18 protein-coding genes are annotated in these 23,875 nt (G+C 43.3%); 11 read left to right on the top strand and 7 right to left on the bottom strand.

The genetic code is table 11. The annotated features are described in order from the left end of the window. Positions 1–151: 151 nt before the first annotated feature. The 6 genes from AC1HCU_RS05285 to AC1HCU_RS05260 form a co-directional block, all read right to left on the bottom strand. Positions 152–2,638: an alkaline phosphatase D family protein gene (locus AC1HCU_RS05285; protein WP_480369920.1), complete on the bottom strand. Its 2,487-nt coding sequence runs from the start codon at positions 2,636–2,638 to the stop codon at positions 152–154. 97 nt (positions 2,639–2,735) lie between these two features. Continuing rightward, positions 2,736–4,250, bottom strand: coding sequence for an arylsulfatase (locus AC1HCU_RS05280; protein ID WP_480369917.1), 1,515 nt, complete (start codon positions 4,248–4,250; stop codon positions 2,736–2,738). Positions 4,251–4,403: 153 nt separating this feature from the next. Further along, positions 4,404–4,862 (bottom strand): hypothetical protein, encoded by a 459-nt coding sequence (locus AC1HCU_RS05275; RefSeq protein ID WP_286860707.1) that lies wholly within the window; start codon positions 4,860–4,862, stop codon positions 4,404–4,406. A 33-nt stretch (positions 4,863–4,895) separates the two neighbouring features. After that, positions 4,896–5,309 carry a hypothetical protein gene (locus tag AC1HCU_RS05270; protein WP_286860704.1) on the bottom strand — a complete coding sequence of 138 codons (414 nt, stop codon included), beginning with the start codon at positions 5,307–5,309 and terminating at the stop codon, positions 4,896–4,898. A gap of 52 nt (positions 5,310–5,361) precedes the next feature. Beyond that, complete coding sequence (locus AC1HCU_RS05265; protein ID WP_286860702.1) at positions 5,362–5,913, bottom strand: RNA polymerase sigma factor; 552 nt, start codon at positions 5,911–5,913, stop codon at positions 5,362–5,364. A gap of 47 nt (positions 5,914–5,960) precedes the next feature. Further along, positions 5,961–7,052 (bottom strand): tetratricopeptide repeat protein, encoded by a 1,092-nt coding sequence (locus AC1HCU_RS05260; protein WP_480369913.1) that lies wholly within the window; start codon positions 7,050–7,052, stop codon positions 5,961–5,963. A gap of 305 nt (positions 7,053–7,357) precedes the next feature. Between AC1HCU_RS05260 and prmA the strand changes: the two genes are divergently transcribed. From prmA to AC1HCU_RS05245, 3 genes are all read left to right on the top strand, one after another. Further along, on the top strand, positions 7,358–8,200 hold the full coding sequence (gene prmA, locus AC1HCU_RS05255) for a 50S ribosomal protein L11 methyltransferase (protein ID WP_286860697.1): 843 nt from the start codon (positions 7,358–7,360) through the stop codon (positions 8,198–8,200). Between the two features lie 60 nt (positions 8,201–8,260). Next, positions 8,261–9,931 carry a putative transporter gene (locus AC1HCU_RS05250; protein WP_286860695.1) on the top strand — a complete coding sequence of 557 codons (1,671 nt, stop codon included), beginning with the start codon at positions 8,261–8,263 and terminating at the stop codon, positions 9,929–9,931. Positions 9,932–10,126: 195 nt separating this feature from the next. After that, positions 10,127–12,796 (top strand): 4-alpha-glucanotransferase, encoded by a 2,670-nt coding sequence (locus AC1HCU_RS05245; RefSeq protein ID WP_480369909.1) that lies wholly within the window; start codon positions 10,127–10,129, stop codon positions 12,794–12,796. Positions 12,797–12,879: 83 nt separating this feature from the next. On the opposite strand, the gene AC1HCU_RS05240 is transcribed toward AC1HCU_RS05245, so the two are convergent. Further along, positions 12,880–13,872: a class II fructose-bisphosphate aldolase gene (locus AC1HCU_RS05240; protein ID WP_286860689.1), complete on the bottom strand. Its 993-nt coding sequence runs from the start codon at positions 13,870–13,872 to the stop codon at positions 12,880–12,882. A 233-nt stretch (positions 13,873–14,105) separates the two neighbouring features. Between AC1HCU_RS05240 and ald the strand changes: the two genes are divergently transcribed. The 8 genes from ald to gcvP all read left to right on the top strand — a co-directional run bounded on the left by ald (position 14,106) and on the right by gcvP (position 23,840). Continuing rightward, a complete protein-coding gene (gene ald / locus AC1HCU_RS05235; RefSeq protein ID WP_286860687.1) occupies positions 14,106–15,212 on the top strand; it encodes an alanine dehydrogenase in 1,107 nt (368 codons plus the stop codon). Positions 15,213–15,351: 139 nt separating this feature from the next. Next, positions 15,352–15,660, top strand: a complete 309-nt coding sequence (locus AC1HCU_RS05230; RefSeq protein WP_286860685.1) for a DUF3467 domain-containing protein — start codon at positions 15,352–15,354, stop codon at positions 15,658–15,660. Positions 15,661–15,777: 117 nt separating this feature from the next. After that, positions 15,778–17,349: a cytochrome ubiquinol oxidase subunit I gene (locus AC1HCU_RS05225; protein WP_480369904.1), complete on the top strand. Its 1,572-nt coding sequence runs from the start codon at positions 15,778–15,780 to the stop codon at positions 17,347–17,349. A gap of 34 nt (positions 17,350–17,383) precedes the next feature. Beyond that, positions 17,384–18,535 carry a cytochrome d ubiquinol oxidase subunit II gene (locus tag AC1HCU_RS05220; RefSeq protein WP_480371071.1) on the top strand — a complete coding sequence of 384 codons (1,152 nt, stop codon included), beginning with the start codon at positions 17,384–17,386 and terminating at the stop codon, positions 18,533–18,535. A 158-nt stretch (positions 18,536–18,693) separates the two neighbouring features. Further along, positions 18,694–19,596, top strand: coding sequence for an RsiV family protein (locus AC1HCU_RS05215; RefSeq protein ID WP_480369901.1), 903 nt, complete (start codon positions 18,694–18,696; stop codon positions 19,594–19,596). Further along, a complete protein-coding gene (gene rsmG / locus AC1HCU_RS05210) occupies positions 19,593–20,216 on the top strand; it encodes a 16S rRNA (guanine(527)-N(7))-methyltransferase RsmG (protein ID WP_480369899.1) in 624 nt (207 codons plus the stop codon). The genes AC1HCU_RS05215 and rsmG overlap by 4 nt, the downstream gene beginning before the upstream one ends. A gap of 84 nt (positions 20,217–20,300) precedes the next feature. Further along, entirely contained in the window at positions 20,301–20,951 is a 651-nt protein-coding gene (locus tag AC1HCU_RS05205; protein WP_480369895.1) for an MBL fold metallo-hydrolase, read from the top strand. A gap of 39 nt (positions 20,952–20,990) precedes the next feature. Continuing rightward, positions 20,991–23,840, top strand: coding sequence for an aminomethyl-transferring glycine dehydrogenase (gcvP, locus tag AC1HCU_RS05200; RefSeq protein ID WP_480371068.1), 2,850 nt, complete (start codon positions 20,991–20,993; stop codon positions 23,838–23,840). The last annotated feature ends 35 nt before the right edge of the window (positions 23,841–23,875 follow it).

Below are 23,875 nucleotides of genomic sequence, written 5' to 3'. Positions count from 1 at the left end.
AAAATAGCCGACAATACTACAGTAATCATATACTGCGTGGTATGGATTTTCAAGTCTTTTAGTGAATAAATTCGGGAGCCCTTTCCGACCTCTTGGAAGGGTTCCCGAATTTGTCCGATAAAGGGAGATGCTGATGGTATTGTGATATTTATTACTGAATTTCCAGATTCACTGTTTCATTGTTTTCACCTTTTTTTGTTGACAAACCTCTTATACTCTGCCATTTTCCATTATCACCAATTTTGATCGAAAACGTTCCTGGTTCATGAAGTTTACTCTTCACCGTGTTCCCGTTGATTCTAAATGATTGAACCAGCTCGCCGGTTCTTTCATTCCATATCTGTAATACCTGATTGGATTTGTTTACTCTGATTTCGGGCAATACATTATTTGCACCAGATCCTAAATTATCAAACTGTGATATCTCTAATGGCCATCCGGGAAACTGATCGCGAACAGGATTAGGATTCTCAACATTTGCCTTAAATCGCCAGGCATCGATATGTATGCTCCGTGTTTTTTGATTGAACGTAATCATTCCAAATCCTGAAGAACGCATCGATGCTTTGCTATATCGACCATCTGAATTGTCAGCAATTTTTCCAGGATTTCCGATTGCGTATACATAGTTTTTGTTCCCGAATGCATCTGTATATTTGCCAGTGTTATCATAACCATGGTCGGGCCTATCATTCACCGGTATACCCAGTTCATCCGGTAAAAACCAACGTTGGTAACCAACTGCAATGGCAGGGGTGCAATAACTCCAACCTGCATCACAGAAATTATTCAGGCCGTATTGTACAAGTGAAGGTATGTGCTGATCTCCGTTAATATGAAATACTGCGGCTTTTCTCATTACACGAATTATCTTATCGCGATCAGACTTGGGCCATCCACCCGAATCGAGATCGCCATAGAGATAGTTTACAACACTCCCGTGATGCGTTGCTACATTTGCAAACAGGGTCTGCGAGAGTAGTACTTTCATATCTGCACCTTCCCATTCGGTTATCCATTGGTTTAAAAAATCAGTTTGTCTTTTGCCAATCATCTCTACACCTTTTTTGTCTAGAAATGATAAGTCATTACGAGGCACTTTCATATGATCTTTACGACCATCCCAGTCTGCAACCTTTTCAGGACCGGTTTTAAAAATCCTGTCACTGATAATGGCAAAGCTTACCCTTCCGTAAGTAAGATCTGAATACCAAACGCTCATCCCTTGCTCAACTGGTGTAGGGTCATAGGGATCGGGTAACTGCCCGCAATTGGTTCGGTTGACTACATTCACCATTTTTACCGATTGAGTGAAACCTCCGGAATCATCACTAGCTAACCCTCCAGGTTTGGCAATTCCTCCTTCACCCCAAAGATTACCCTGAAAAACATCATGATCGTCAGGCGTACAGATGGTGGGGACATTGCGCATCAAATCTCCAAATGCCCAGCCGAACATATAGTATTTTCCCAGATAATTGATTATTGAGAGATCTTCCGGTTTACGTTTGATAGGATAGCCCCCGTTCCCTTCATATATTTGATCCCCTGAAAAATAAAGTATATCAGGATTTAAAACAGTCAGATTCTGGACAAGAGGCGTATAAGGAAATCCAATATGATTCTGACATGTAAGACCCCCAAATTTTAAAGGACGGTCGACTGGATCCCTCCGGATTATCCCTTCATAATAATTTGGGGTTTCATTCCCGTTAATCCCTTTTTCATTATATTCTACACGATAAGCAACATCACTACCCGCATCCCATTTATCCAGTTTAAAAACGACAGTTCTGGAATCAGGTTCTAAGGATTCTGAGGCAACTGTTTCCCAGGTTTCATTTTTTTTTAATTGTAAATTAACTATCTGATTATCATCTACTCCTATTGGAGGCAGGAGCGCCATCATCTTCACAGTTCCTTTACTGAGCGTATACATGGTCCATAAAATAGGACCGAATGCATTTTCTTGTTTAACTGTCACTTTTGAACCGGATAGTTTAATATCGTCAAAGCTAAAATGAGAATTACCGGATTTTTTGTTGCCGTCAATATTGATGTTATTGGCTACTGCAACTAAACCTTGAATGCCCTCAATTTTACATGAGAGCAAATCAGGACCATTGCCATTTTTGTCTGAAACTTTCATTTCAAGCTGTTTATCATTACCTGATACTGAAATTGTTGCTTCAGAAAAATCAAAATTTTCGGGTAGTTCGGCTCTTTGGTCTTTTAGAAAGGCAAATCCCTGTAAACTTATTCCCGCAGGTATTCCCTTGCCAAAATAACAGAGCGACTTAACATCGGCATCTTCCTCATCATATATTCCAAGGATAAGACCCGCGGATCCAGGTATATTATTTGCTTTAATTAAGCCTACTTTCACAGACGCCTCAAATTCTCCGGTCTCATCTGACAATATATGAGTGAGGAGATTTACCCTCGATTGGGGTACTGAGCCGATACACTGCATCTTTCCATCTTCAATTTTCCAGTCTTCCAGTGGAATTGACCAAAACTCTTTTCCAATCCATATCCTGTTGTTGATATTTTCGAAATTTGCAGAGAATTCATTTTTTTTTGAACAGGAGACCAGTGTGAGTGAGACTACAAAAATAAGTAGCGATTTAAACTTCATATTTATATGTATTTATTTTAACTTTTCATGCATAAAGGTTCAGATTCAAAAGCCAAATCACTTGATTTCCTCTTATTTTATGAGATGTTATCTTCATTTAGTTGTCAAAGGGAAATCTAAACTTTTCAATTTCAGAACGGATATGGGCTTCTTTTATAATATTTTCCATTCTTTTAATTATATCGGGATTCTCATCTGCCAGATTATATAACTCCTGAGGATCTGAATTCAAATCAAATAGTTCCATTCTATTGTTCCCATTTTTCACATTTTGTATAAGACCTTTCCAGTTATTCACTCTAATTGCAATCTGTCCTTTATTTTCAGGAAATTCCCAATACAAGTATTCATGCCCTCTTTGTTTTTTTCCTTTGAGCGTAGGTAAAATACTTATGCCATCAGTTTCAGTGAGTGTGGCTCCTGTAATTTCTGCAAAAGTAGGCATTATATCCCATGCAGCTGAAACATGGTCCGTATAAGAATTCGCTTTAATTATTTTTGGCCAGGAGGCTATAAAAGGAACACGTATTCCACCTTCATGTAATGATGTTTTTCCCCATCCTCTTTCGGACTTAAAAGGACCGGCACTACGGAAATAATGAGAGTCTGTCCCTCCATTGAATGTGGGCCCGTTATCGCTTGTGAAAATTATTAATGTATTGTTGTACAATCCGTTTTCTTTTAAATAATCAATAATAGCTCCTACTTGTTCATCCAGATATGAAATCATGGCCGCATAGGTTGCATTAGGGTATCTTGATGGATAATAGCCCATTTTTCCCAGGTAAGGTTTCTCATCTCCGAACTTTTTAACATAATAATCAATCCATCTTTGGGGTGCCTGAAGTGGTACATGAGGAATAGGCGTTGCCCAATATAAGAAAAAGGGATTTTTTTTATTCTTTTCTATAAATGAAAGAAGTTCTCTGAACATTAAATCAGGAGCATAATCATTCTGCACATATTTGCTGTAGCTATTTGCTGAAAGCGGATCCAAACCTTTACTTAACAAAGTTCCCGGTTCTATGATTTTATTATTTAAATACTCTCTGTTTTCATTCTTATATAAAAAGGGAGGATAGTAAGTATGCGCCTGTCGCTGACAGTTATAACCATAAAAGAAATCAAATCCCATCCTCGCAGGTGTACTTCTCGACCCGGGGTATCCCAGTCCCCATTTACCCACACATCCGGTAACGTAGCCTACATCTTTTAACATTGCAGGAATTGTGTATGTGTCTGATGGTAACGGACGCTGCCCCTCAAGAAAAGGATTGTTAAACATAGCCTGATGACTCTGTACATCTCCTCTTTCCGGTAACTCATCATTACCGCGTATGTAAGTATGTCCGGTATGCTTTCCAGTAAGTAGGACACTTCGGGAGGGAGCAGAAACTGTAGTTCCCGAATAAAATTGAGAGAAGAGCATTCCCCCTTTTGCAAGATTGTCTATATTGGGCGTCTCAATTTTTATTTGACCATAGCATCCTGTATCACCATATCCGAGATCGTCCGCCAAAATATAAATAATATTGGGTTTCTCTGCAGTTTGAGCACTTAAAAATATTCCAAAACCACAGAAAGCCAATTGGGTCGTAACGAGGTGTTTCACTTTTAAAAATTATTATGTTGATAACATGGATTCCGATTTAAATCAGGATTGAGAAAGTTTTCCGGTAGGATCTTTTAATGTGAGTTCATTATGAGATATGAGAACAGTATGAAAAATTATGATATCCGCTGCATCAATCAGTCTTGAGTCTTATTACCGACGGCTATTTCCCTGCTCACTTCTAAAATTGGTCACCTCCTTCTGGATAAAGCTTTTCTCAGCCTGTTGTGCCCTGTAGAGCTTTTCCGGAGTGAGTACTTTCTCAAACTTGGGGGCATATAATTTGTCGAGTGCGGCTTCCCTGAGCTTTACCTCCACATCGTCATCAAGCAATCTTCGGTATTCTTCATCCGAAATATTACTGTTGTCCTTGATCCGTTGCACCTTGTCTCTGTGGAGTTTATGGAGTTCAAATTTTTTCTGTGTCAGTTCACTGTTCAACGGAAAATACTTGTCGGCTTCCGCCTTTGTAAGTCCGGCTTCTTTCATGATAAATTCCATCTTTCTCTTTTCATAATCGGCCATGTTCATTTTTCTGTTCTGAGCCTGTAACGAAGCGACATGCAAGAGGAGCAGGCACTGAGTCAATAATAAAACAACGCTTTTTTTCATGAGGGAAGCTTATTAAAGAAGTTTGGTAGATCCTTAATTTAAATAATATTGATTATACATATAATCATAATAACCGTCGTCTACCATTTGATCTTCGAGAAACTGATAAAATTCTTCTTCAGTAATATGTACTGTAGACCAATAATTGTCGACCGGCTGGAATGTGTCGGAGCGGGTATCGGTGACAGACTGTTCCGTTGTAATTTGTGCTTTGTCACCATCGCGTGTCAGAAAGTTTACCGTGAAATAAATTCCCACGAACATCGCCGCCAGATAAACCCACGGCTTTACTTTGTCCCATAGCGGTACCGGTCGGGGAGCAACATACACCTTTTCAGGAAGTCGGCTCATTATCTCTTCATTGAATTGTGCGAAATAATTATCGGGTACTTTAAAAGGATTTTTTGTTTTATCTATTTCTTTTAATTTGTTAATCTTTGTTTCCATACCTTCTCATTTTCGCTGTACTGATGAATAGACTTATTGATATGTAAAAGGTTTAATTAGTTTCACCCAAAATCTTTTCGATTTTCTTTACTGCATGATGATAGGATGCTTTAAGTGCTCCCACGGAAGTACCAAGGATTTCCGACATATCCTCATATTTCATCTCTTCGAAATATTTCATTTGAAAAACAAGACGTTGCTTGTCGGGAAGAGTGAGGATTGCTTTTTGCAATAACTTTTGTGCTTCGTCTCCATCGAAATATTCGTCGCTTTCAATGGTATTCAACAGGAATATGTTGTCATCATCAATGGAAATATTATTCTGAATTCGTTTTTTATTCAGGAAGGTGATACTTTCATTGATGGCAATGCGGTAAAGCCAGGTAGTAAGTTTGGATTCTCCCCTGAAATTTTCGAGATTGGTCCATGCTTTAATGAAAACGTCCTGCAGGATATCATTGGCATCATCGTGAGAAAGTACCATTTTTCTTATCTGCCAATAAAGCCTCTCACTGTACTCAGATACCAGACGTGCAAAACCTTTACGAATTGTAAGCGGGTTGCGTAACTCATCCAGTAATATTTCCTCGTCGATCATTCCCATATATTCGGACTGCAACGCAAAGATATCTAATTAATTTTATATCCGTCTCAGAGATTGTCTCCTTTTTCAAACCAAACCACAAAATTCTCTGCTGCTTTCCTGTTCTGCTGCCACCACTCCAATGATTCGGGATAGTAAGATACACTGATATAACGGCAAAAAGTGTCGTAAAAACTGGATTGTTCTATATGAGAAAAGAAAGGAACGTAAAAAGTCCAGAAAATACCTTGCTTGCCGTTCTTGAGGCTTTCCTTCTGAAGCACTTTCATGATAGCCCGGTTTACAGCCTTGAACTGCACAAACTCATTTTCCGCAGCGGGGGGCGACTGTATGGAATCGAGGGTGACAGTGATGGCGTGGTACACCAGGTTCCGGTTCAGACCATCCTGAATAGACAATGGCGGTATCTCTTCCGGATGCAGCAAAGTTATCCCGCTATTGCGCATCATCTGTTGCTGAATAAAGGAGCGTTCCACCGGCGGCCCTGTTTTTTTTATGCGCATAGTCTGCAACATCTCTTCATAGGCATTTTTAGACCTGTTGCTGTCTGGCTCCAGCAAGAGAAACATTTGCATGGAAAGGATGCTCTGGACCCAAAGTCCCTTGTTGTTCAAAGCATAGGCATACAAAAGAAAGGCGCCACTATGCGATTTATCCAGATCGATCGCCTTTTTTACGTGTTCCAGTGTTTTGTCCATGTCGTCCTTCTTATAATAGTTCACCGCCATGTTAAAATGAAGGAGATATTCATCGCCAAATTTACCTAATCCCTCATGTAATAAAGCAAGTGCTTCGTCGAGATGACCCATTTCCACCAGAGCTTCACTTTTTACGGCATAAGCTCCGGGTGAAAGTTGTTTGTCGTTTGTATTGATAACTGCCGTGCTGAATTCCGAAGCTTTCTCAAAATCTTTCATTGCAAGGTATGATAAAGCGATTTCATAGGTAGCCTGTGGGCAATTTGGTTGAAGTTTCAATGCATCCCGATATTTTTCAATGGCGTGCTCATATTCCCCCTGATCGTGCAACGCCACACCTTCCTGAATCAGCGACTTTATCTCAGGTTGCTGGACCTGACTGTAACCGTGAAACAAAAAAGCGACTATGATAAAAGCGATAAATCCAGTTTTTATTTTCATAAGACTATATTTGACAGACTGTTTTCGTAACGGCGGTTAATCAGAAGTCAACAATGCCGATAAAACCACAACGCGAAAACGGTGTTTTTGCTGGGTAAAAGTAGGATAAAAAAACCAATTCGGGAATCATATTTGGTGAAATAGGTTGTTTTGTAACATTAATAAACATTTCGCCGGCCGGCAAAAAGAGATTTTTACTATATTCACGCTGTCTTTTTTTGGGAGTAAATTTTCGGTTGATTACGCGAAAGTTGTCTACTTTTGCAGTCTAAACTGATTAATAACAATTGAAAATAATTCACCGTATGCAATATATACACGTGCAGTTTACTTGCGATCCCGATACAGAAACGCTTAAGGATATTCTGGCGGGGATGCTGGCCACAATTGGTTTTGAGTCATTTGTGCAAATTCCGGGTGGACTGGATGCCTATCTACCGGCACATCTTTTTTCTTCCGTGAAAATTGCAGAACTCATTGCAGATTTACCACTAAAAGCCGATATTGGTTGGCAACACCATGAACTGGAAGACAAAAACTGGAATGAAGAATGGGAACGACACTATTTTCAGCCGATTGTTATTGGTGATGCCTGTTGCATTCATAGTTCCTTTCATCAGCCGGAAAAAACTTACCGCTACGACATTACGATCGATCCCAAGATGGCATTCGGCACCGGACATCACCAGACAACCGGTTTGATCCTGCAGGAAATACTGTCTACCGATCTGCAGGGAAAATCGGTCTTGGATATGGGTTGTGGAACCGCTGTATTGGCTATTCTTGCTTCAATGAGAGGAGCCAGGTCCGTCTCTGCCATCGATATCGATGAGTGGGCATGCAACAACGCACGTGAGAATATACAACTCAACGGTGTCCGTAATATCAGCGTACAGCTCGGTGATATCATGCTGCTGAAGGAAAAACGTTTCGATGTGATCTTTGCCAATATCAACCGGAATGTACTGCTTCATGATATCCCATTTTATGACAACGTGTTAAATACTCGCGGACGAATTATAATGAGCGGTTTTTACAGGGAAGATATCCCATTGATCCGTGAAAAAGGAGAGGAAACCGGATGGAATTATCACTCCGTAAGGGAAATGAATCAATGGGTGGCGGTGACGTTTATAAAATGTTTTTAATTTCGGCTTATTAACATTACCTTTGCGGCGAATTATGTACATTTTAGGTTGTTGAAGAAAATGAATTGGTTAGTTGAATTAATCACCGGCAATGGCATTGCACATTCAATTTGGGTGCTTGCCCTGGTAATCTCCATTGGACTTTTGCTGGGGAAGATAAAGGTTTTTGGCATCTCTCTCGGGACTACATGGATCTTGTTTTTCGGGATATTCCTCGGACACCTGGGATTGAAGATCGATTACAATGTATTGCATTTCCTGAAAGAATTCGGACTAATCCTGTTTATTTTTTCGATAGGTATGCAGGTGGGACCCAGCTTTTTCTCCTCATTCAAGCAGGGCGGGATCACTCTTAACCTGCTGGCAACAGGAGTGGTTCTTATGGGAGTAATAACCACCTACATCATTCATGTCGTCTCCGGTACTCCTATCGCCACCATGGTAGGGATACTCTCGGGTGCAGTCACAAATACTCCCGGATTGGGTGCAGCACAACAGACATACACCGATATGACAGGAACTGTGGATCCAACCATTGCCACTGCCTATGCCGTAGCATACCCACTGGGGGTGGTCGGTATTATTCTGTCCATGGTTTTATTCCGGTATATTTTTCGTATCAATTTTGCCAGAGAGAACAGTGAACTTGACGACAAAAGTGAATCCAAAATGACCGAAGCACATATGTTTTCACTCCTGGTGGAAAATCCTTCAATCTTCGGGAAAAATATACGAGAAATTAAACATCTCATACAAAAGGAGTTTGTGATCTCGCGAGCCTTGCATGCCCGTACGCAGGAGTTGGTAGTACCTCAGACGCAAACCGTCCTGAATGAAGACGATAAGGTGCTGGTCGTTTCCAATCTGAAGAATATCGAGGTAATAGAGGCGTTGATAGGTCGTCGAATAGAAATGGGAAAAGAAGAGTGGAACAAGCTGGATTCTCAACTTGTATCACGAAGGATATCCATTACGAAGTCGGCTATTAACGGACGTTCCATTGGAAGTCTTCGACTGAGAAACCTTTTCGGTATAAATATCACTCGTGTCAATCGTGCCGGTGTAGACCTGATCGCCGATTCAAGATTGCAGCTGCAGCTGGGTGACCGCGTGACCGTGGTAGGATCGGAAGAATCTATCCTCAACGTCGAGAAGTTTCTCGGAAATTCACTCAAACGACTTAGGGAGCCCAATCTGATCTCTTTCTTTATCGGTATTGCACTGGGCGTCCTGGTGGGAAGTATTCCTTTTATAATCCCCGGCATCCCTCAGCCCGTGAAACTGGGTCTTGCGGGCGGACCACTTATCGTGGCCATCCTGATCAGTAAATTCGGTCCTAAATATAAACTGGTGACTTACACTACCATGAGTGCCAATCTAATGCTGAGGGAGGTCGGCATCGCTATTTTCCTTGCCTGCGTTGGGCTGGGGGCAGGTGATAATTTTGTGGAGACAGTGGTCAACGGCGGATATGTATGGATTGGTTATGGCGTGATCATCACCGTTGTTCCTCTATTAATCATCGGCACGATCGGACGGAAAGTGTGTAAGCTGAACTATTTTACGTTGATGGGCCTGATTGCTGGAAGTATGACCGACCCTCCGGCATTGTCTTATGCCAATGCGAATGCCGGCAATGACATCCCTGCCGTGAGTTATGCCACCGTATATCCGTTGACCATGTTTCTCAGGGTCATCACGGCACAATTACTGATTCTCATATTTCTCTAAAATAAACAGGTCCGATATTTACCTGGATGAATGCCTGTCGTAATCGATTGTACGGTATTCCCCTTAAAAAAAGAGATCGGTCAATCATTTTTGTTTATAAATTATTGTAGATTTGCGACGATAAAAGAATAATTTAATGCAGAACATCATCGAATAGCGGGCATCGTCTTTCATGATCTTAACGAGAGAATCGAAATGGCTCTTCTATCATTTCAAATCAATTATTATACCACGCGGGGACAGCAGGTTTGTCTCTGTGGTTCATTGCCGGAGTTGGGACAGTTCGATGAATCCAAAGCAATAGTCCTCTCTAGTGCAGGCGATGACTGGTTCACTGAATTGAATGTGACGGATACGAAAGATCTATTTTACTACTACTTTATTCGAGAGGGAGGAACTATTATCCGGCGCGAATGGGGAACAAAACGTAAATTGCACATTACCAAAGACAAAAAGAAGTTTTTCATATGGGATCTTTGGAAAAGCAAGCCCTGGCACTCCTATCTCTATTCATCTGTTTTTATTAACAGCATCTCTTATCATACGAAGGGGCCTATTACCGAGAAATATTATGCCCATTCGGTGATATTGAATGTTATTTGTCCCTATGCCGACCGGGAGAAACTGGTTTGTGTGACCGGAAATTGTGTCTCCCTGGGTAATTGGAATCCAAGAACTGCATTATCTTTATCCTATGTGGACGAGGGGGAGTGGCAGATTGTTCTTGATGCAAAACAAATTCCTCCTTCATGCGAATATAAGTTTATAATCAGAGACAAAGCCAGCGGCGAAATTATTCACTGGGAAGATGGCGGAAACCGCATCCTTTATGCCGAAAAAGCTTACGAAAATAATGTTGTCTTCGTGGAAATGGGATTGCAATATCATTATCATAACTTTAACTTTAAAGGTACCGGTACCTCAATTCCTGTTTTCTCTCTGAAGACGAATCAAAGCTTTGGTATCGGTGAATTTACCGATCTCTATAAAATGATCGACTGGGTATCGATTACTGGGCAGCAGCTCATTCAATTGCTTCCTGTGAATGATACCACCACTACCGGAACGTGGCGCGACTCCTATCCATACAGTGCCATTTCTATTTATGCCCTTCATCCCATTTATCTGGGATGCAATGCACTCCCTCTGACCGACAAGAAAAAATTCCAATTATACGCCGCAGAGGCGTCACGGTTGAACAGCTTGCCGGAGATAAATTATGAACAGGTTTTACAACTGAAAGCAAGCTATAGCCGCGAGTTGTTTCTGGAGTTAGGTGAGCAGGTGTTGTCATCTGACGGATATTTGACTTTCTATGAAATGAACAGTCATTGGCTTTTCCCGTACGCTTGCTATTGCTATCTGCGTGACAGGAATAAGAGCGCCGATTTTTTGGAATGGGGCGAGTTTAGAAATTTTAGAGAACAGCTTCTGCTACACCTGATGGAGAATAATCAGGATGCAAAGACAGAAATTCACTATTGGTATTTTATACAATACCTGCTTCACGAGCAATTCTCCGGAGTAAAAGAATATGCGCGGGAGAGAGGTGTAGCACTGAAAGGAGATATTCCAATCGGGATCAGCCGCAATAGCATTGATGCCTGGACTGCACCCGGCCTTTTCAATATGGATACGCAGAGCGGTGCACCGCCTGATGATTTTTCCTGTCTGGGTCAGAACTGGGGATTTCCCACATATAACTGGCAGGCAATGGCCCAGGATGGTTATTCATGGTGGATCAGCCGTTTCCGTAAAATGTCTGATTATTTTGATGCCTACCGCATCGATCATATCCTGGGTTTTTTTCGCATCTGGGAGATACCACTCCATGCCGTACAGGGTCTGATCGGATATTTCAGTCCGGCATTGCCTTACTGGGTGGAGGAGATAAACCGCGCCGGTATTTCTTTTGACGAGGAAAGAATGGTGGAGCCTTTCATTCACGAGCATTATCTGCCTGAAATATTCGGTAAGTATACCGATGAGGTAAAAGACAGCTATCTGGACATCTCGGGATGGCAACGGTTCAGACTAAAATCATTCTGTGATACACAGCAGAAAATTGAACGGCTCTTTACCGATCTTCCGGATGAAAAAAGCGTACACATCCGTGACGGACTACTTTCACTTTGTACCGAGGTTCTCTTTATCCGTGACCGGCATGATCAGCACAGATTTCATCCGCGCATCACTGCGCAGCATACTTTCTCCTACCAATATCTGGATGATCATGTGAAACATGCTTTCAACCGGCTGTATAATGATTTTTATTATCACAAGCATAACTACTTCTGGCGAGAGCAGGCTATGCAGAAACTTCCCGTGCTGCTTTCATCCACATCAATGCTGGCCTGTGGCGAAGATCTGGGAATGGTACCCGATTGCGTGCCCTCGGTTATGGATGAACTGCAGATGTTAAGTCTGGAGATTCAGCGTATGCCCAAAGATTCAGGAACCACCTTTTCCGATCTGGGTTCACTACCATACCTCTCTGTATGTACCACTTCAACTCATGATATGTCGCCCCTTCGTGCATGGTGGACAGAAAACAGGACGTTAACACAACGCTATTACAACGAAATTTTGCAACACGAGGGTACGGCTCCGGAAGAATGTAATGAAACAATTTGCAGGGAGATTCTTGTCAAGCATCTGCAATCGACAGCAATGTGGGTCATATTGCCCTGGCAGGACTGGATGTCGGCCGATGAAAAGCTGTGGAACCCCAATCCGGCCATTGAACGCATCAATATACCAGCCAATCCTGCGCATCGCTGGCAATACAGGATGCATCTTTCGCTGGATGACTTACTGAAAGAAGCTGATTTCAATCAAATGATCTCGAAAATGAACCGGCGTTGAGCCTGTAAAGGCTGGTATCATAGTACTAAAAAAGGATTGTACCGTTATGGCCAATCCTTTTTTTAATTCATGAAGATAAATAATTATGCTTTACCGGCACTGCCAAGTACTTTCTCTGTCTTGTGCATGTATAGTTTTTTCAGTTCTTCGCGTGCAGGTCCCAGGTACTTGCGGGGGTCGAATTCTGCCGGTTTTGTCGCGAATACTTCGCGTACAGCTGCCGTCATCGCAAGGCGGCCATCGGAGTCAATATTGATTTTACATACAGCCGATTTGGCAGCTTTGCGCAACTGCTCTTCGGGAATACCGATTGAATCGTTCAGTTTACCACCGTACTTGTTAATGGTTTCCACATATTGCTGCGGAACGGATGAAGAACCATGAAGCACGATAGGAAATCCGGGAATACGCTTTTCAATTTCTTCCAGAATATCGAAACGAAGGGGGGGAGGTACCAATACGCCGTCCTCATTGCGGGTACACTGCTCCGGAGTAAACTTGAACGCACCGTGTGAGGTGCCGATAGAGATGGCCAGTGAATCCACGCCTGTGCGAGAAACAAAATCGACCACTTCGTCGGGTTCGGTATATGTATGGTGTTCTGCCTGAACATCGTCTTCAATACCGGCCAGTACGCCCAGTTCACCTTCCACGGTAACGCCGTGCTGATGAGCGTAATCAACCACTTTCTTTGTCAGGGCAATGTTTTCTTCATAAGGTAGATGGGAACCGTCAATCATCACGGATGAAAAGCCGCTCTCAATACAGTCTTTGCATAACTCGAAGCTGTCGCCATGGTCGAGGTGAAGTACAATGGGAATTTCATAACCCAACTCTTTGGCATATTGAACAGCTCCCTGCGCCATATAACGCAGCAAGGTCTGATTGGCATACTTACGTGCACCGCTGGAGACCTGAAGGATTACGGGTGACTTTGTTTCCACGCAGGCGGAGATAATAGCCTGCAATTGTTCCATGTTGTTGAAATTAAAAGCAGGGATAGCATAGCCACCGTCAATTGCTTTTCTGAACAACTCCTTAGAGTTTACTAAACCCAATTCTTTATAACTAACCATTGTGCAAATTATTTTAATTTTCGGAAATGTAAATACCGTACAAAAATACGATTTAATCTGCAAACTACAAAAAATGTTTCAACTTTATACTCTGGAGGATGTTTATATATGAAAATAATCACGGAGAGGATGATACATGTTTTTCTTAACCGGAAATATCTTTTTTATTTTTTTGTGTTATTTTTGTATCATAATCATACAGCTCGTTTACAATATCTAATAACTTAATTACGATGACCATAGGAGTACCCAAAGAGATTAAAGTCCAGGAGGGAAGGGTGGCAATGACTCCCGCAGGAGTATATGAAATGACCCGCAGAGGTCACACCGTATACGTACAAAAAAATGCCGGTCTTGAAAGCAATCTGCCGGATGAGCGATATATCGATGCAGGAGCTGAAATAGTGGAAACATTGGAAGAAGTATACGCGGCTGCCGATATGATCGTAAAAGTAAAAGAACCGCAGGAAAGAGAATATAAGCTGATCAGGGAAAATCAGATTGTATTTACATACTTCCATTTGGCTTCCAATGAAAAATTGACGAAAGCGATGATGCAGACAGGTGCAGTTTGTATTGCCTATGAGACTGTGATAGACCACAACGGAGCCTTGCCACTGCTTACACCAATGAGTGAGGTGGCAGGGCGCCTCTCAGTGCAGGAGGGAGCCAAATATCTTGAAAAGCCTCAGGGTGGAAAGGGTGTATTACTGGGAGGAGTTCCAGGTGTGAAATCAGCCAGTGTGATCATCATCGGCGCCGGTGTGGTGGGTTCCAATGCCGCTTTAATGGCAGCAGGACTGGGAGCCAATGTGAAAATACTGGACATCAGCTTAAACCGGCTTCGTTATTTGTCGGAAGTGATGCCCGCCAACGTGGAGACAGTTTACTCCACCCGGTATGCCATCTCCGATTTGGTAAAAACTGCCGACCTGGTTATCGGGGCTACCCTGCAGGTGGGTATGAAGGCTCCTCATCTGGTAACCCGGAAAATGCTGAAAGAGATGACTCCCGGCACAGTGATCATTGATGTCTCGGTCGATCAGGGAGGGTGTTTTGAAACCACGCATCCCACTACTCATGCCGATCCTGTTTACGTGGTAGATGGAATTATTCACTATTGTGTGGCAAATATTCCGGGTGCCGTGCCGGTCACTTCAACACGTGCCCTCACCAATGCAACTTTGCCATATGTGATGACACTGGCTGAAAACGGCTGGAAAAAAGCCTGTATGTCTCATTCCGATCTGAAGCAGGGACTGAATGTAGTGCATGGTGATATTGTATTTAAAGGAGTGGGCGATTCTTTGAATTTGCCTTACAAGGAATGGAAAAATTAACCAAGAAAAGAACGACAAGGAAATTAAGGAAAAATTTCAAGAATCTTGAACTTTTCCTTTGTAGATAAGGAAAAATTAATTTTCTTTGCTCATATTCTATTTATAACATTTATAAATAACAATAAATTCACAGTTTATAATGGAAAAATTCAATCAGGATAATGAAATTCAGATAGAGTTGAGTGATGAGATTGCTCAGGGCATCTATTCCAATCTGGCAGTCATTTCGCATTCTACCTCTGAGTTTGTCATTGATTTCATTCGTATTGTGCCGGGATTGCCCAAGGCAAAAGTTAAATCCAGAATCATTCTTACGCCGGAACACACAAAACGGTTATTCATGGCGCTGAAAGACAACATTGATAAGTTTGAACAACAAAACGGGGCTATCCGCCTACATGCCGATCCCGGTTTTTTGCCGCCCATCGGTGGAATAGGGCAGGCCTGAGTTGAATTTCTTTTAATCACAGCAACAATTATAAAAACCAGCGAAAGACCTATCCGGTCTAAACATGCCGGATATAGAAAAGTTCCTGGAAATTAACAAGCTTAATCTGAATAATATATGGATATGTTGAGTATATCTACTGTAAATTGGGCAAGAGCGCAGTTCGCGCTTACTGCCGGCTATCACTGGATATTTGTCCCCCTTACTATCGGCCTGGCACTCATCATGGCCATCATGGAGACCATCTATGTAAAAACAGGCGAAGAGAAGTGGAAGCATACAACCAGGTTCTGGCAAAAGATCTTTGGCATTAACTTTGCCATTGGTATAGCCACAGGAATTATTCTGGAGTTTCAGTTTGGCACTAACTGGTCAAATTACAGCTGGTTCGTGGGAGACATCTTTGGAGCTCCCCTTGCCATTGAAGGTATTATTGCTTTCTTCCTGGAAGCCACCTTCGTCACCATCATGTTTTTTGGCTGGAACAGGGTAAGCAAAAAGACACACCTGCTCTCTACGTGGCTTGTCTTCACGGGAGCCACTCTGTCTGCTTTCTGGATCCTGGTTGCCAACGCATGGATGCAATATCCCATAGGAATGGAATTCAATCCCGATACCGTACGCAATGAAATGGTCGATTTCTGGGCAGTGGTTCTTTCGCCGGTAGCTTATAACAAGTTTCTCCACGCGGTCTTCTCCTGCTGGGCCGTAGGTGCCTCTTTTGTGGCAGGTGTCTCGGCCTGGTATCTCCTGAAAAAGCAACATGTCGAATTTGCCATTCAAAGTTTAAGGATCGGATCACTCGTGGGGCTGGTCGGCTTCGTAATGCTTGCTGTCACGGGTGATGGTTCCGCCTATCAGGTAGCACAAAAACAACCAATGAAGCTGGCTGCAATGGAAGGGTTATATGAGGGTAGGGAAGGTGCCGGTCTTTCTGCTTTTGGTATATTGAATCCCAACAAAACAGCTTACAACGATGAGGTGAAACCTTATATTCTCAATGTGGAGATACCCAAACTTCTCTCTTTTCTTGCCTACCGGGACCAAAATGCGTTTGTCTCGGGAGTGAAAGACATCATTGACGGAGGCTATACACTTCCCGACGGAACAACGGCCCTCTCCTTTGAGGAACGTAAGGCCCGCGGAGAAAAAGCCATCCAGGCGCTTGCCGATCACATGGTTGCAAGAAAAGAAGGACGTGCTGCCGATGTAGCCAGTCATGAGGCAATTCTAAGGGAAAACTATGCTCATTTTGGTTACGGATATCTTGAAACCGGTGTGGACCTGATTCCCGATGTACCGCTTACCTACTACAGTTTTCACCTGATGGTAATGATCGGCATTTTTTTCATATTGTTCTTCATGGTGGTGTTGTATTATCTCTACAAAAAGAAAATGAGTAATACCGGGTGGCTGCAATATGTGGCTTTGTGGAGTATTCCCCTCTCCTTTCTTGCGGCCCAGCTGGGATGGATAGTTGCAGAAGTGGGTCGGCAGCCCTGGACAATTCAGGATATCCTGCCCGTAGAGATTTCTGCTTCGGCAGTATCTGCCGGCAACATCATAACCACCTTTATTCTGTTTACGCTGATTTTTACCGGTTTGCTTGCAGCCGAGATAGCCATCATGGTAAAGCAGATTAAAAAGGGTCCTGCATCACTCTCGACCGAGAATCATACCGGACAATAAAAGAAGTTGCACAGTTAAAAACAATAGTACGATGATTACATACGATTTTTTACAACAATACTGGTGGTTTATCATGTCTCTCCTGGGAGGATTGCTTGTTTTTCTGCTTTTTGTACAGGGAGGACAGTCGATGCTCGGCTCCCTCTCCAGGGAGGAGGATGAAAAAAAATTGCTGGTCAATGTGCTTGGCAGGAAGTGGGAATATACATTTACCACGCTGGTAACATTTGGAGGTGCCTTTTTTGCTTCTTTTCCATTGTTCTATTCAACCAGCTTTGGAGGTGCTTACTGGGCCTGGATGATTCTGCTCTTTTGCTTTGTACTGCAAGCTGTTTCTTATGAGTTCCAGTCGAAACCGGGCAATATTTTCGGTCCCCGGGTGTACCGCACTTTTCTTTTCCTGAATGGAGTGATAGGTACATTTCTGCTGGGTGTGCTGGTAGCCACCTTCTTCACCGGCTCCCAGTTTACTGTGGCCAAGGGAAACATTGCCGGATTGGGTACTTCCGGAGCAATCATCAGTCAGTGGCAAAATCCACTTCACGGACTGGAATCACTATTCAACCTGCGTAATCTTTCACTCGGTTTTGCCGTGTTGTTTCTGGCCCGTACACAGGCAAGTCTCTTTTTTGTAAATCGGCTCAGGCACGAAAAGCTGGAACAGAGATCACGTAAATTTGTACTTTACAACGGAGTACCCTTTTTGCTGTTTTTCCTTGTTTTTCTGATATGGACATTATTTGATGAAGGATACGCTGTAGATCCCGTCACCAAAGTTGTTTCACTCGAGGAAATGAAGTATCTGCATAACTTCACCGATATGCCATGGATTCTGGTATTGTTCATTCTGGGTGTCGCAGCTGTCTTGTATGGTACATTTAAAACTGTTTTTAGTCCCCGGTTCAGAAAAGGTATCTGGTTTACCGGTGCCGGGACAATCATTGTCGTGACCATGCTGTTACTGATTGCCGGTTACAACAATACAGCCTATTATCCCTCTTCCATAGACCTGCAAAGCTCCCTCACACTGGAAAACTCCTCATCGAGTGAATTTACCCTCACTGCAATGGCAGTGGTTTCACTCTTTGTACCGGTGGTCATTGGCTATATCATATATGCCTGGGGGGCACTGGAAAAAAAGAAGCTGGGAATGGAAGAGCTGGATACCGATGGAAATGCGTATTGATTTTTCTTGTCAGCATGTTTGTCCGTGAAGCAGGATGACGATAACAATGATTTACTGGGGAGGATACAGAAATTATGTATCCTCTTTTTGTGGAATTTTGTAAAAAGTAGACAGATGTCCCGATAAAATGTATAATTTTGTCGTTAATTTGTGCATGTATGAAGAGGATAAAGAAAAATACATTTTTATTGCTGCCGGTATTGACTGCGCTGTTCATCGCATGCAACAGCGAGGTGCGCAGTAAGTTTCGTGCAGAAAACAATATCGGTTTCGATACCATCAGGGTGCATGAAAGATACCATCTCGACGGTGATGAATCTAAACCGTTTTGTGACATACGTGTGGAGTTCGTATACCCTGCAAACGCTTCCAGGATGAGTATAGATAGCTTGCAACAGTTTTTTGTGAAACATACTTTCGGAACCTTCTATAAAGCAATGACCCCTCCAATTGCTACGGATGCCTATGTGAAGAGCTTTATCAAGAACTACAGTGCGGATGCCGGCACCTATCGCGAAACAGCAAAAGATATGATGGAACTGAATGCCCTCATTCCCGGAATGGACGTTTCTGGTGGCGAGCATGAAGTGAGGGATACTTTCTATTCTTATTACGAAAGCCTGTCCGACTCGATTGTCTATAACCAGTACGGACTTATTGCATTCCAGGTAAAACAGTCGAATAATAAGGGTGGTGCTACCTCTTATAGCTCTTACCGCAACTATGTAATCAATTTAAACAACGGCAATCAGGTAATAGAAAGTGATATTTTCAATGCAGGATATGATTCTGCCATGCAAAACCTTATTATCACTTCTTTACTTGATCAGAATAATGTAAAAACAATTCCTGAACTCGAAGAACTGGGTTTCTTCGGAATCCGGGAAATCATTCCCAACCGGAATTTTCTGCTGAATGAAAAAGGGATTATCTATACCTACAATAAAGGGGAATACTCTGCTTATCAGCTGGATGCCCCACAGGTATTTATACCCTATACCGCAATTCGTTCCCTGTTGAGGGAAAATACCATCGTACATAAACTGGCTGGTTTGCAGTGAAAGATATTAAAACCTATTTTCCGGCCCTCACAGCGTTACAAAAAGAGCAGTTTGATGCGCTCGAAGGATTGTATGCCGATTGGAATGAAAAGATCAATGTGATTTCCCGAAAAGATATCGGTAATCTGGCCCTGCATCATATACTTCATTCGCTCTCCATAGCAAGGTACATTTCATTTGTTCCGGGTACCCGCATTATTGACGTGGGTACGGGCGGAGGATTTCCGGGAATACCTCTGGCAATTTTTTTTCCTGATGTGCATTTTCTGTTAGTCGACAGTATTGGAAAAAAAATCAGAGTGGCCGGAGCTGTGGCAAAAGAGATAGGACTCTCTAATGTAGAAGTGATACATACCCGCGTGGAAGATGAAAAAAGGAAGTTTCATTTTATCGTAAGCAGAGCAGTCATGCCACTGCCTGACCTCATCAGGGTAACCCGTAAAAATATTGCAACCGAACAGATAAATGCCCTTCCCAATGGAGTTATTTGTCTGAAGGGTGGGGATCTGACTGCTGAGATACAGCCTTATAAAAGAATGGCAGATGAAATTCCACTCTCAAAATATTTTTCCGAACCCTTCTTTCAGACCAAGAAACTGGTGTATGTCTCACTGAGTTGATCTTTTTATCTATATCCCAATCCGGATTATTCCAAAAGAAAGTGTTATTTTTGTCCTGAATATCATCTTTCAATCTCTCTTTCTATGAAGATTAAATCTTTTGAGTTCAACCCGTTGGGTGTTAATACCTATGTAGTCTCCGACGAGACGAAGGAGTGCATTGTGATCGATGCAGCATGCTTTTATGCCGATGAATGGGAATTATTGCTCCAGTATATTCTGGATCATGATTTTATAGTTAAACACCTTATAAATACTCACTTACACTTCGATCATCTTTTTGGTGTCAACATGATGGCTTCACAGTTTGGACTGACTTTGTCCTGTCACCAGGCCGATGAATTTCTTTTGGAAGATATACCATCGCAACTGCATTTGTTTGGTCTTCCGAATGTGAACACTAATTACAGGCCAAATATCGGCCGGTTTCTGCGCGAAGGGGATCAGATCATCTTTGGTAATCAGTTTCTTGACGTAATTCATCTCCCCGGACATTCTCCCGGAAGCCTGGTCTTTTATCACAAGGGTGAAAACGTCCTGTTTAGCGGAGATGTATTGTTTCATTCGGGTATAGGACGTACAGACTTGGCTGGTGGCGATTTCAATACGCTGGTGCAAGGTATAAAAACAAAACTTTTCAGGATGCCATCAGAAACACGGGTCTATCCCGGTCATGGGCCATCGACCACCATTGGACAGGAAAAAGCTGAAAATCCTTTTGTTGGTGAGAGATGATAGTTGAAGATCAATAAAAAAATTATATCTTTCATTATGTTGAAAATGGAACAATTTAAAAATCGTCACGTGGGAATTGCGGAATCCGAGAAAGAAACCATGCTCAAATTCCTTGGAATAAATTCTGTTGAGGCGCTGATCGACCAGACAATTCCTGCCGATATCCGCTTACCGGAACCATTGTCGCTTCCCGCACCGTTATCGGAGCAGGAATATGCTGAAGAAATTGCACAAATAACATCACGGAATCAGGTATTTGCCTCCTATATCGGAATGGGATGGTATGATACCATAACTCCTGCGGTTATCTACCGCAACGTGTTCGAAAATCCGGTCTGGTACACATCCTATACTCCCTATCAGGCAGAAATATCACAGGGACGGCTGGAGGCGTTACTGAACTTCCAGACGGTGATAAGCGAACTGACCGCACTGCCATTGTCAAACAGCTCTCTCCTCGATGAGGCCACTGCTGCCGCCGAAGCGGCAACCATGATGTACGGACTGCGTAGCCGTGAACAGATAAAAAACAATGTGGAAGCATTGTTTGTGGATGAACGAATCTTTCCGCAAACGCTGTCTGTATTGCAGACCCGAATGCATTATTCTGGAATTGAAGTCATTGTAGGTAATTGGAAAACCTTTACTTTTGAACAGCCTTGCTTTGGGATGATTCTCCAATACCCCAATGGAGATGGAAACGTAGAAGATTACAGGGATCTGGTGAAAAAAGCACACGAATCGGATTGTAAAGTGGCTGTGGCGACCGATTTGATGGCTCTGGTATTACTTACGCCTCCGGGCGAGTGGGGGGCCGATATTGCTTTTGGAAGCAGTCAGCGATTTGGCATACCTATGTTTTACGGCGGCCCTTCCGCTGCTTTCTTTGCCACAAGGGAAGAGTTTAAGCGTGCCATGCCGGGACGCATTATCGGTATTTCCAAGGATGTATACGGTAAAGAAGCTTACCGTATGGCACTGCAAACGCGCGAACAGCACATCAAACGGGAAAAAGCCACCTCAAACATCTGTACTGCGCAGGCGCTGCTGGCGACTATGTCCTCTTTTTATGCCGTTTATCATGGTCCCGAAGGCTTGAAAGAGATTGCCAGCCGCATTCATTCGGTGGCTTCCCGCGTGAGCGATGAACTAAATGAGTTGGGCTTCAAGCAACTCAACAAAAGTTTCTTCGATACCCTCAAAATAGAATTGCCCGAAGGTATTTCAGCTCAGGATGTCCGGGAAAATGCAGAGATGAGATCCATCAACCTACGCTATTTCAACAGCGGTGAAATAGGTATCAGCATTGATGAGACTACAAACGACTACAGGGTGCATGAACTACTGGCCGTTTTTGCCATGGCTGCGGGCAGCTCAAAGGTGTTCATGATTGACGATTTGCCCGCGAAAATCACATTGAAAGAGTCCCTTCTCCGGAAATCGGACTTCCTTACACACCCTACCTTTAACAGTTATCATACGGAAACAGAATTGATGCGATACATCAAGCGACTGGAACGTAAAGACATCTCCCTGGCTCATTCCATGATCTCCCTTGGTTCATGCACGATGAAACTGAATGCAGCATCGGAACTGATGCCGCTGGAATTGCCCGGCTTACAGCGCATGCATCCCTTTGTTCCGGAGGAACAGGCTGCAGGATACAGACAGATGATTGATGAGTTGGAGGACATGTTGGCGGAGATTACAGGTTTTGCTGCTACCAGCCTGCAGCCTAATTCTGGAGCGGCGGGTGAGTATACAGGATTGATCACCATCGGAGCCTACCTCGAAAACAATGGTGAGGGACATCGCAAGGTGGTACTCATTCCGGCATCTGCACACGGCACCAATCCTGCCAGTGCCGTACAGGCCGGCTTCACGCCGATAACGGTTGCTACCGATACGAAAGGAAATGTAGATATGGATGATTTGCGCAGCAAGATAGCGCAACACAAAGACAATCTGGCTGCTTACATGATCACTTATCCTTCCACGCACGGAATTTTTGAAACTGAAATCAAAGAAATGTGCCAGCTTATCCATGATGCCGGAGGACAGGTCTATATGGATGGAGCCAACATGAATGCACAGGTGGGATACACCAACCCCGGCACCATTGGTGCCGACGTGTGCCACCTGAATCTGCACAAAACTTTTGCCATTCCTCACGGCGGAGGCGGACCCGGTGTGGGGCCCATCTGTGTGGCGGAACATCTGGTTCCCTTTCTGCCAGGTCATCCTGTAACATTTGAAACAAGCAGGAATACGGTGTCAGCTGCAGCATTCGGCAGTGCCGGGGTGCTGGAAATTACCTATGCCTACATTCGTATGATGGGCGCCGAAGGGTTAAAGGAGGCTACCGCCACCGCTATTCTTAATGCCAATTATCTGGCTGAAAGGCTGAACGACTCGTACGGCATTGTCTACCGCGGTGCCGGCGGCAGGGTAGGTCACGAACTGATACTCGATTGCAGGGGACTGAAAGAGGTGTCGGGTATCACCGAGACTGATATTGCAAAGCGACTGATAGATTATGGTTATCACGCACCCACATTGTCTTTTCCCGTCCATGGCACGCTGATGGTTGAACCCACCGAGAGTGAAAGCCTGGCAGAACTGGATCGGTTTGTGGAAGCCATGAAACAGATTCATGAAGAGATCATAGAAGTATCACGGGGCGAATATACGAGAGAAGATAACGTGCTGGTAAATGCACCTCATCCCCAGTATGAGGTCGCGGCGGATGACTGGGAACATGCATATCCGCGTAGTAAAGCGGCGTTTCCGCTTCCCTTCGTATCTGAAAATAAATTCTGGGTGAATGTGGCCCGCGTAGACAACGCATATGGAGACCGGAACCTGGTATCATGCCTCTGCACGCAATAGCGACCTGATAAAAGGATGAATAGGAAGGTATCCGT

This window comes from Proteiniphilum sp. LBM24028, assembly GCF_056629195.1.
Note: the sequence above shows the minus strand (reverse complement) of the source record. Positions and strands in the feature narration are given on the sequence as shown.

Coding starts and splice junctions, on each gene's coding strand:
- AC1HCU_RS05285 (WP_480369920.1), bottom strand. CDS start 2,638: ATGAAGTTTAAATCGCTACTTATTTTTGTAGTCTCACTCACACTGGTC.
- AC1HCU_RS05275 (WP_286860707.1), bottom strand. CDS start 4,862: ATGAAAAAAAGCGTTGTTTTATTATTGACTCAGTGCCTGCTCCTCTTG.
- AC1HCU_RS05270 (WP_286860704.1), bottom strand. CDS start 5,309: ATGGAAACAAAGATTAACAAATTAAAAGAAATAGATAAAACAAAAAAT.
- AC1HCU_RS05265 (WP_286860702.1), bottom strand. CDS start 5,913: ATGGGAATGATCGACGAGGAAATATTACTGGATGAGTTACGCAACCCG.
- AC1HCU_RS05260 (WP_480369913.1), bottom strand. CDS start 7,052: ATGAAAATAAAAACTGGATTTATCGCTTTTATCATAGTCGCTTTTTTG.
- prmA (WP_286860697.1), top strand. CDS start 7,358: ATGCAATATATACACGTGCAGTTTACTTGCGATCCCGATACAGAAACG.
- AC1HCU_RS05250 (WP_286860695.1), top strand. CDS start 8,261: ATGAATTGGTTAGTTGAATTAATCACCGGCAATGGCATTGCACATTCA.
- AC1HCU_RS05245 (WP_480369909.1), top strand. CDS start 10,127: ATGGCTCTTCTATCATTTCAAATCAATTATTATACCACGCGGGGACAG.
- AC1HCU_RS05240 (WP_286860689.1), bottom strand. CDS start 13,872: ATGGTTAGTTATAAAGAATTGGGTTTAGTAAACTCTAAGGAGTTGTTC.
- ald (WP_286860687.1), top strand. CDS start 14,106: ATGACCATAGGAGTACCCAAAGAGATTAAAGTCCAGGAGGGAAGGGTG.
- AC1HCU_RS05230 (WP_286860685.1), top strand. CDS start 15,352: ATGGAAAAATTCAATCAGGATAATGAAATTCAGATAGAGTTGAGTGAT.
- AC1HCU_RS05225 (WP_480369904.1), top strand. CDS start 15,778: ATGGATATGTTGAGTATATCTACTGTAAATTGGGCAAGAGCGCAGTTC.
- AC1HCU_RS05215 (WP_480369901.1), top strand. CDS start 18,694: ATGAAGAGGATAAAGAAAAATACATTTTTATTGCTGCCGGTATTGACT.
- AC1HCU_RS05205 (WP_480369895.1), top strand. CDS start 20,301: ATGAAGATTAAATCTTTTGAGTTCAACCCGTTGGGTGTTAATACCTAT.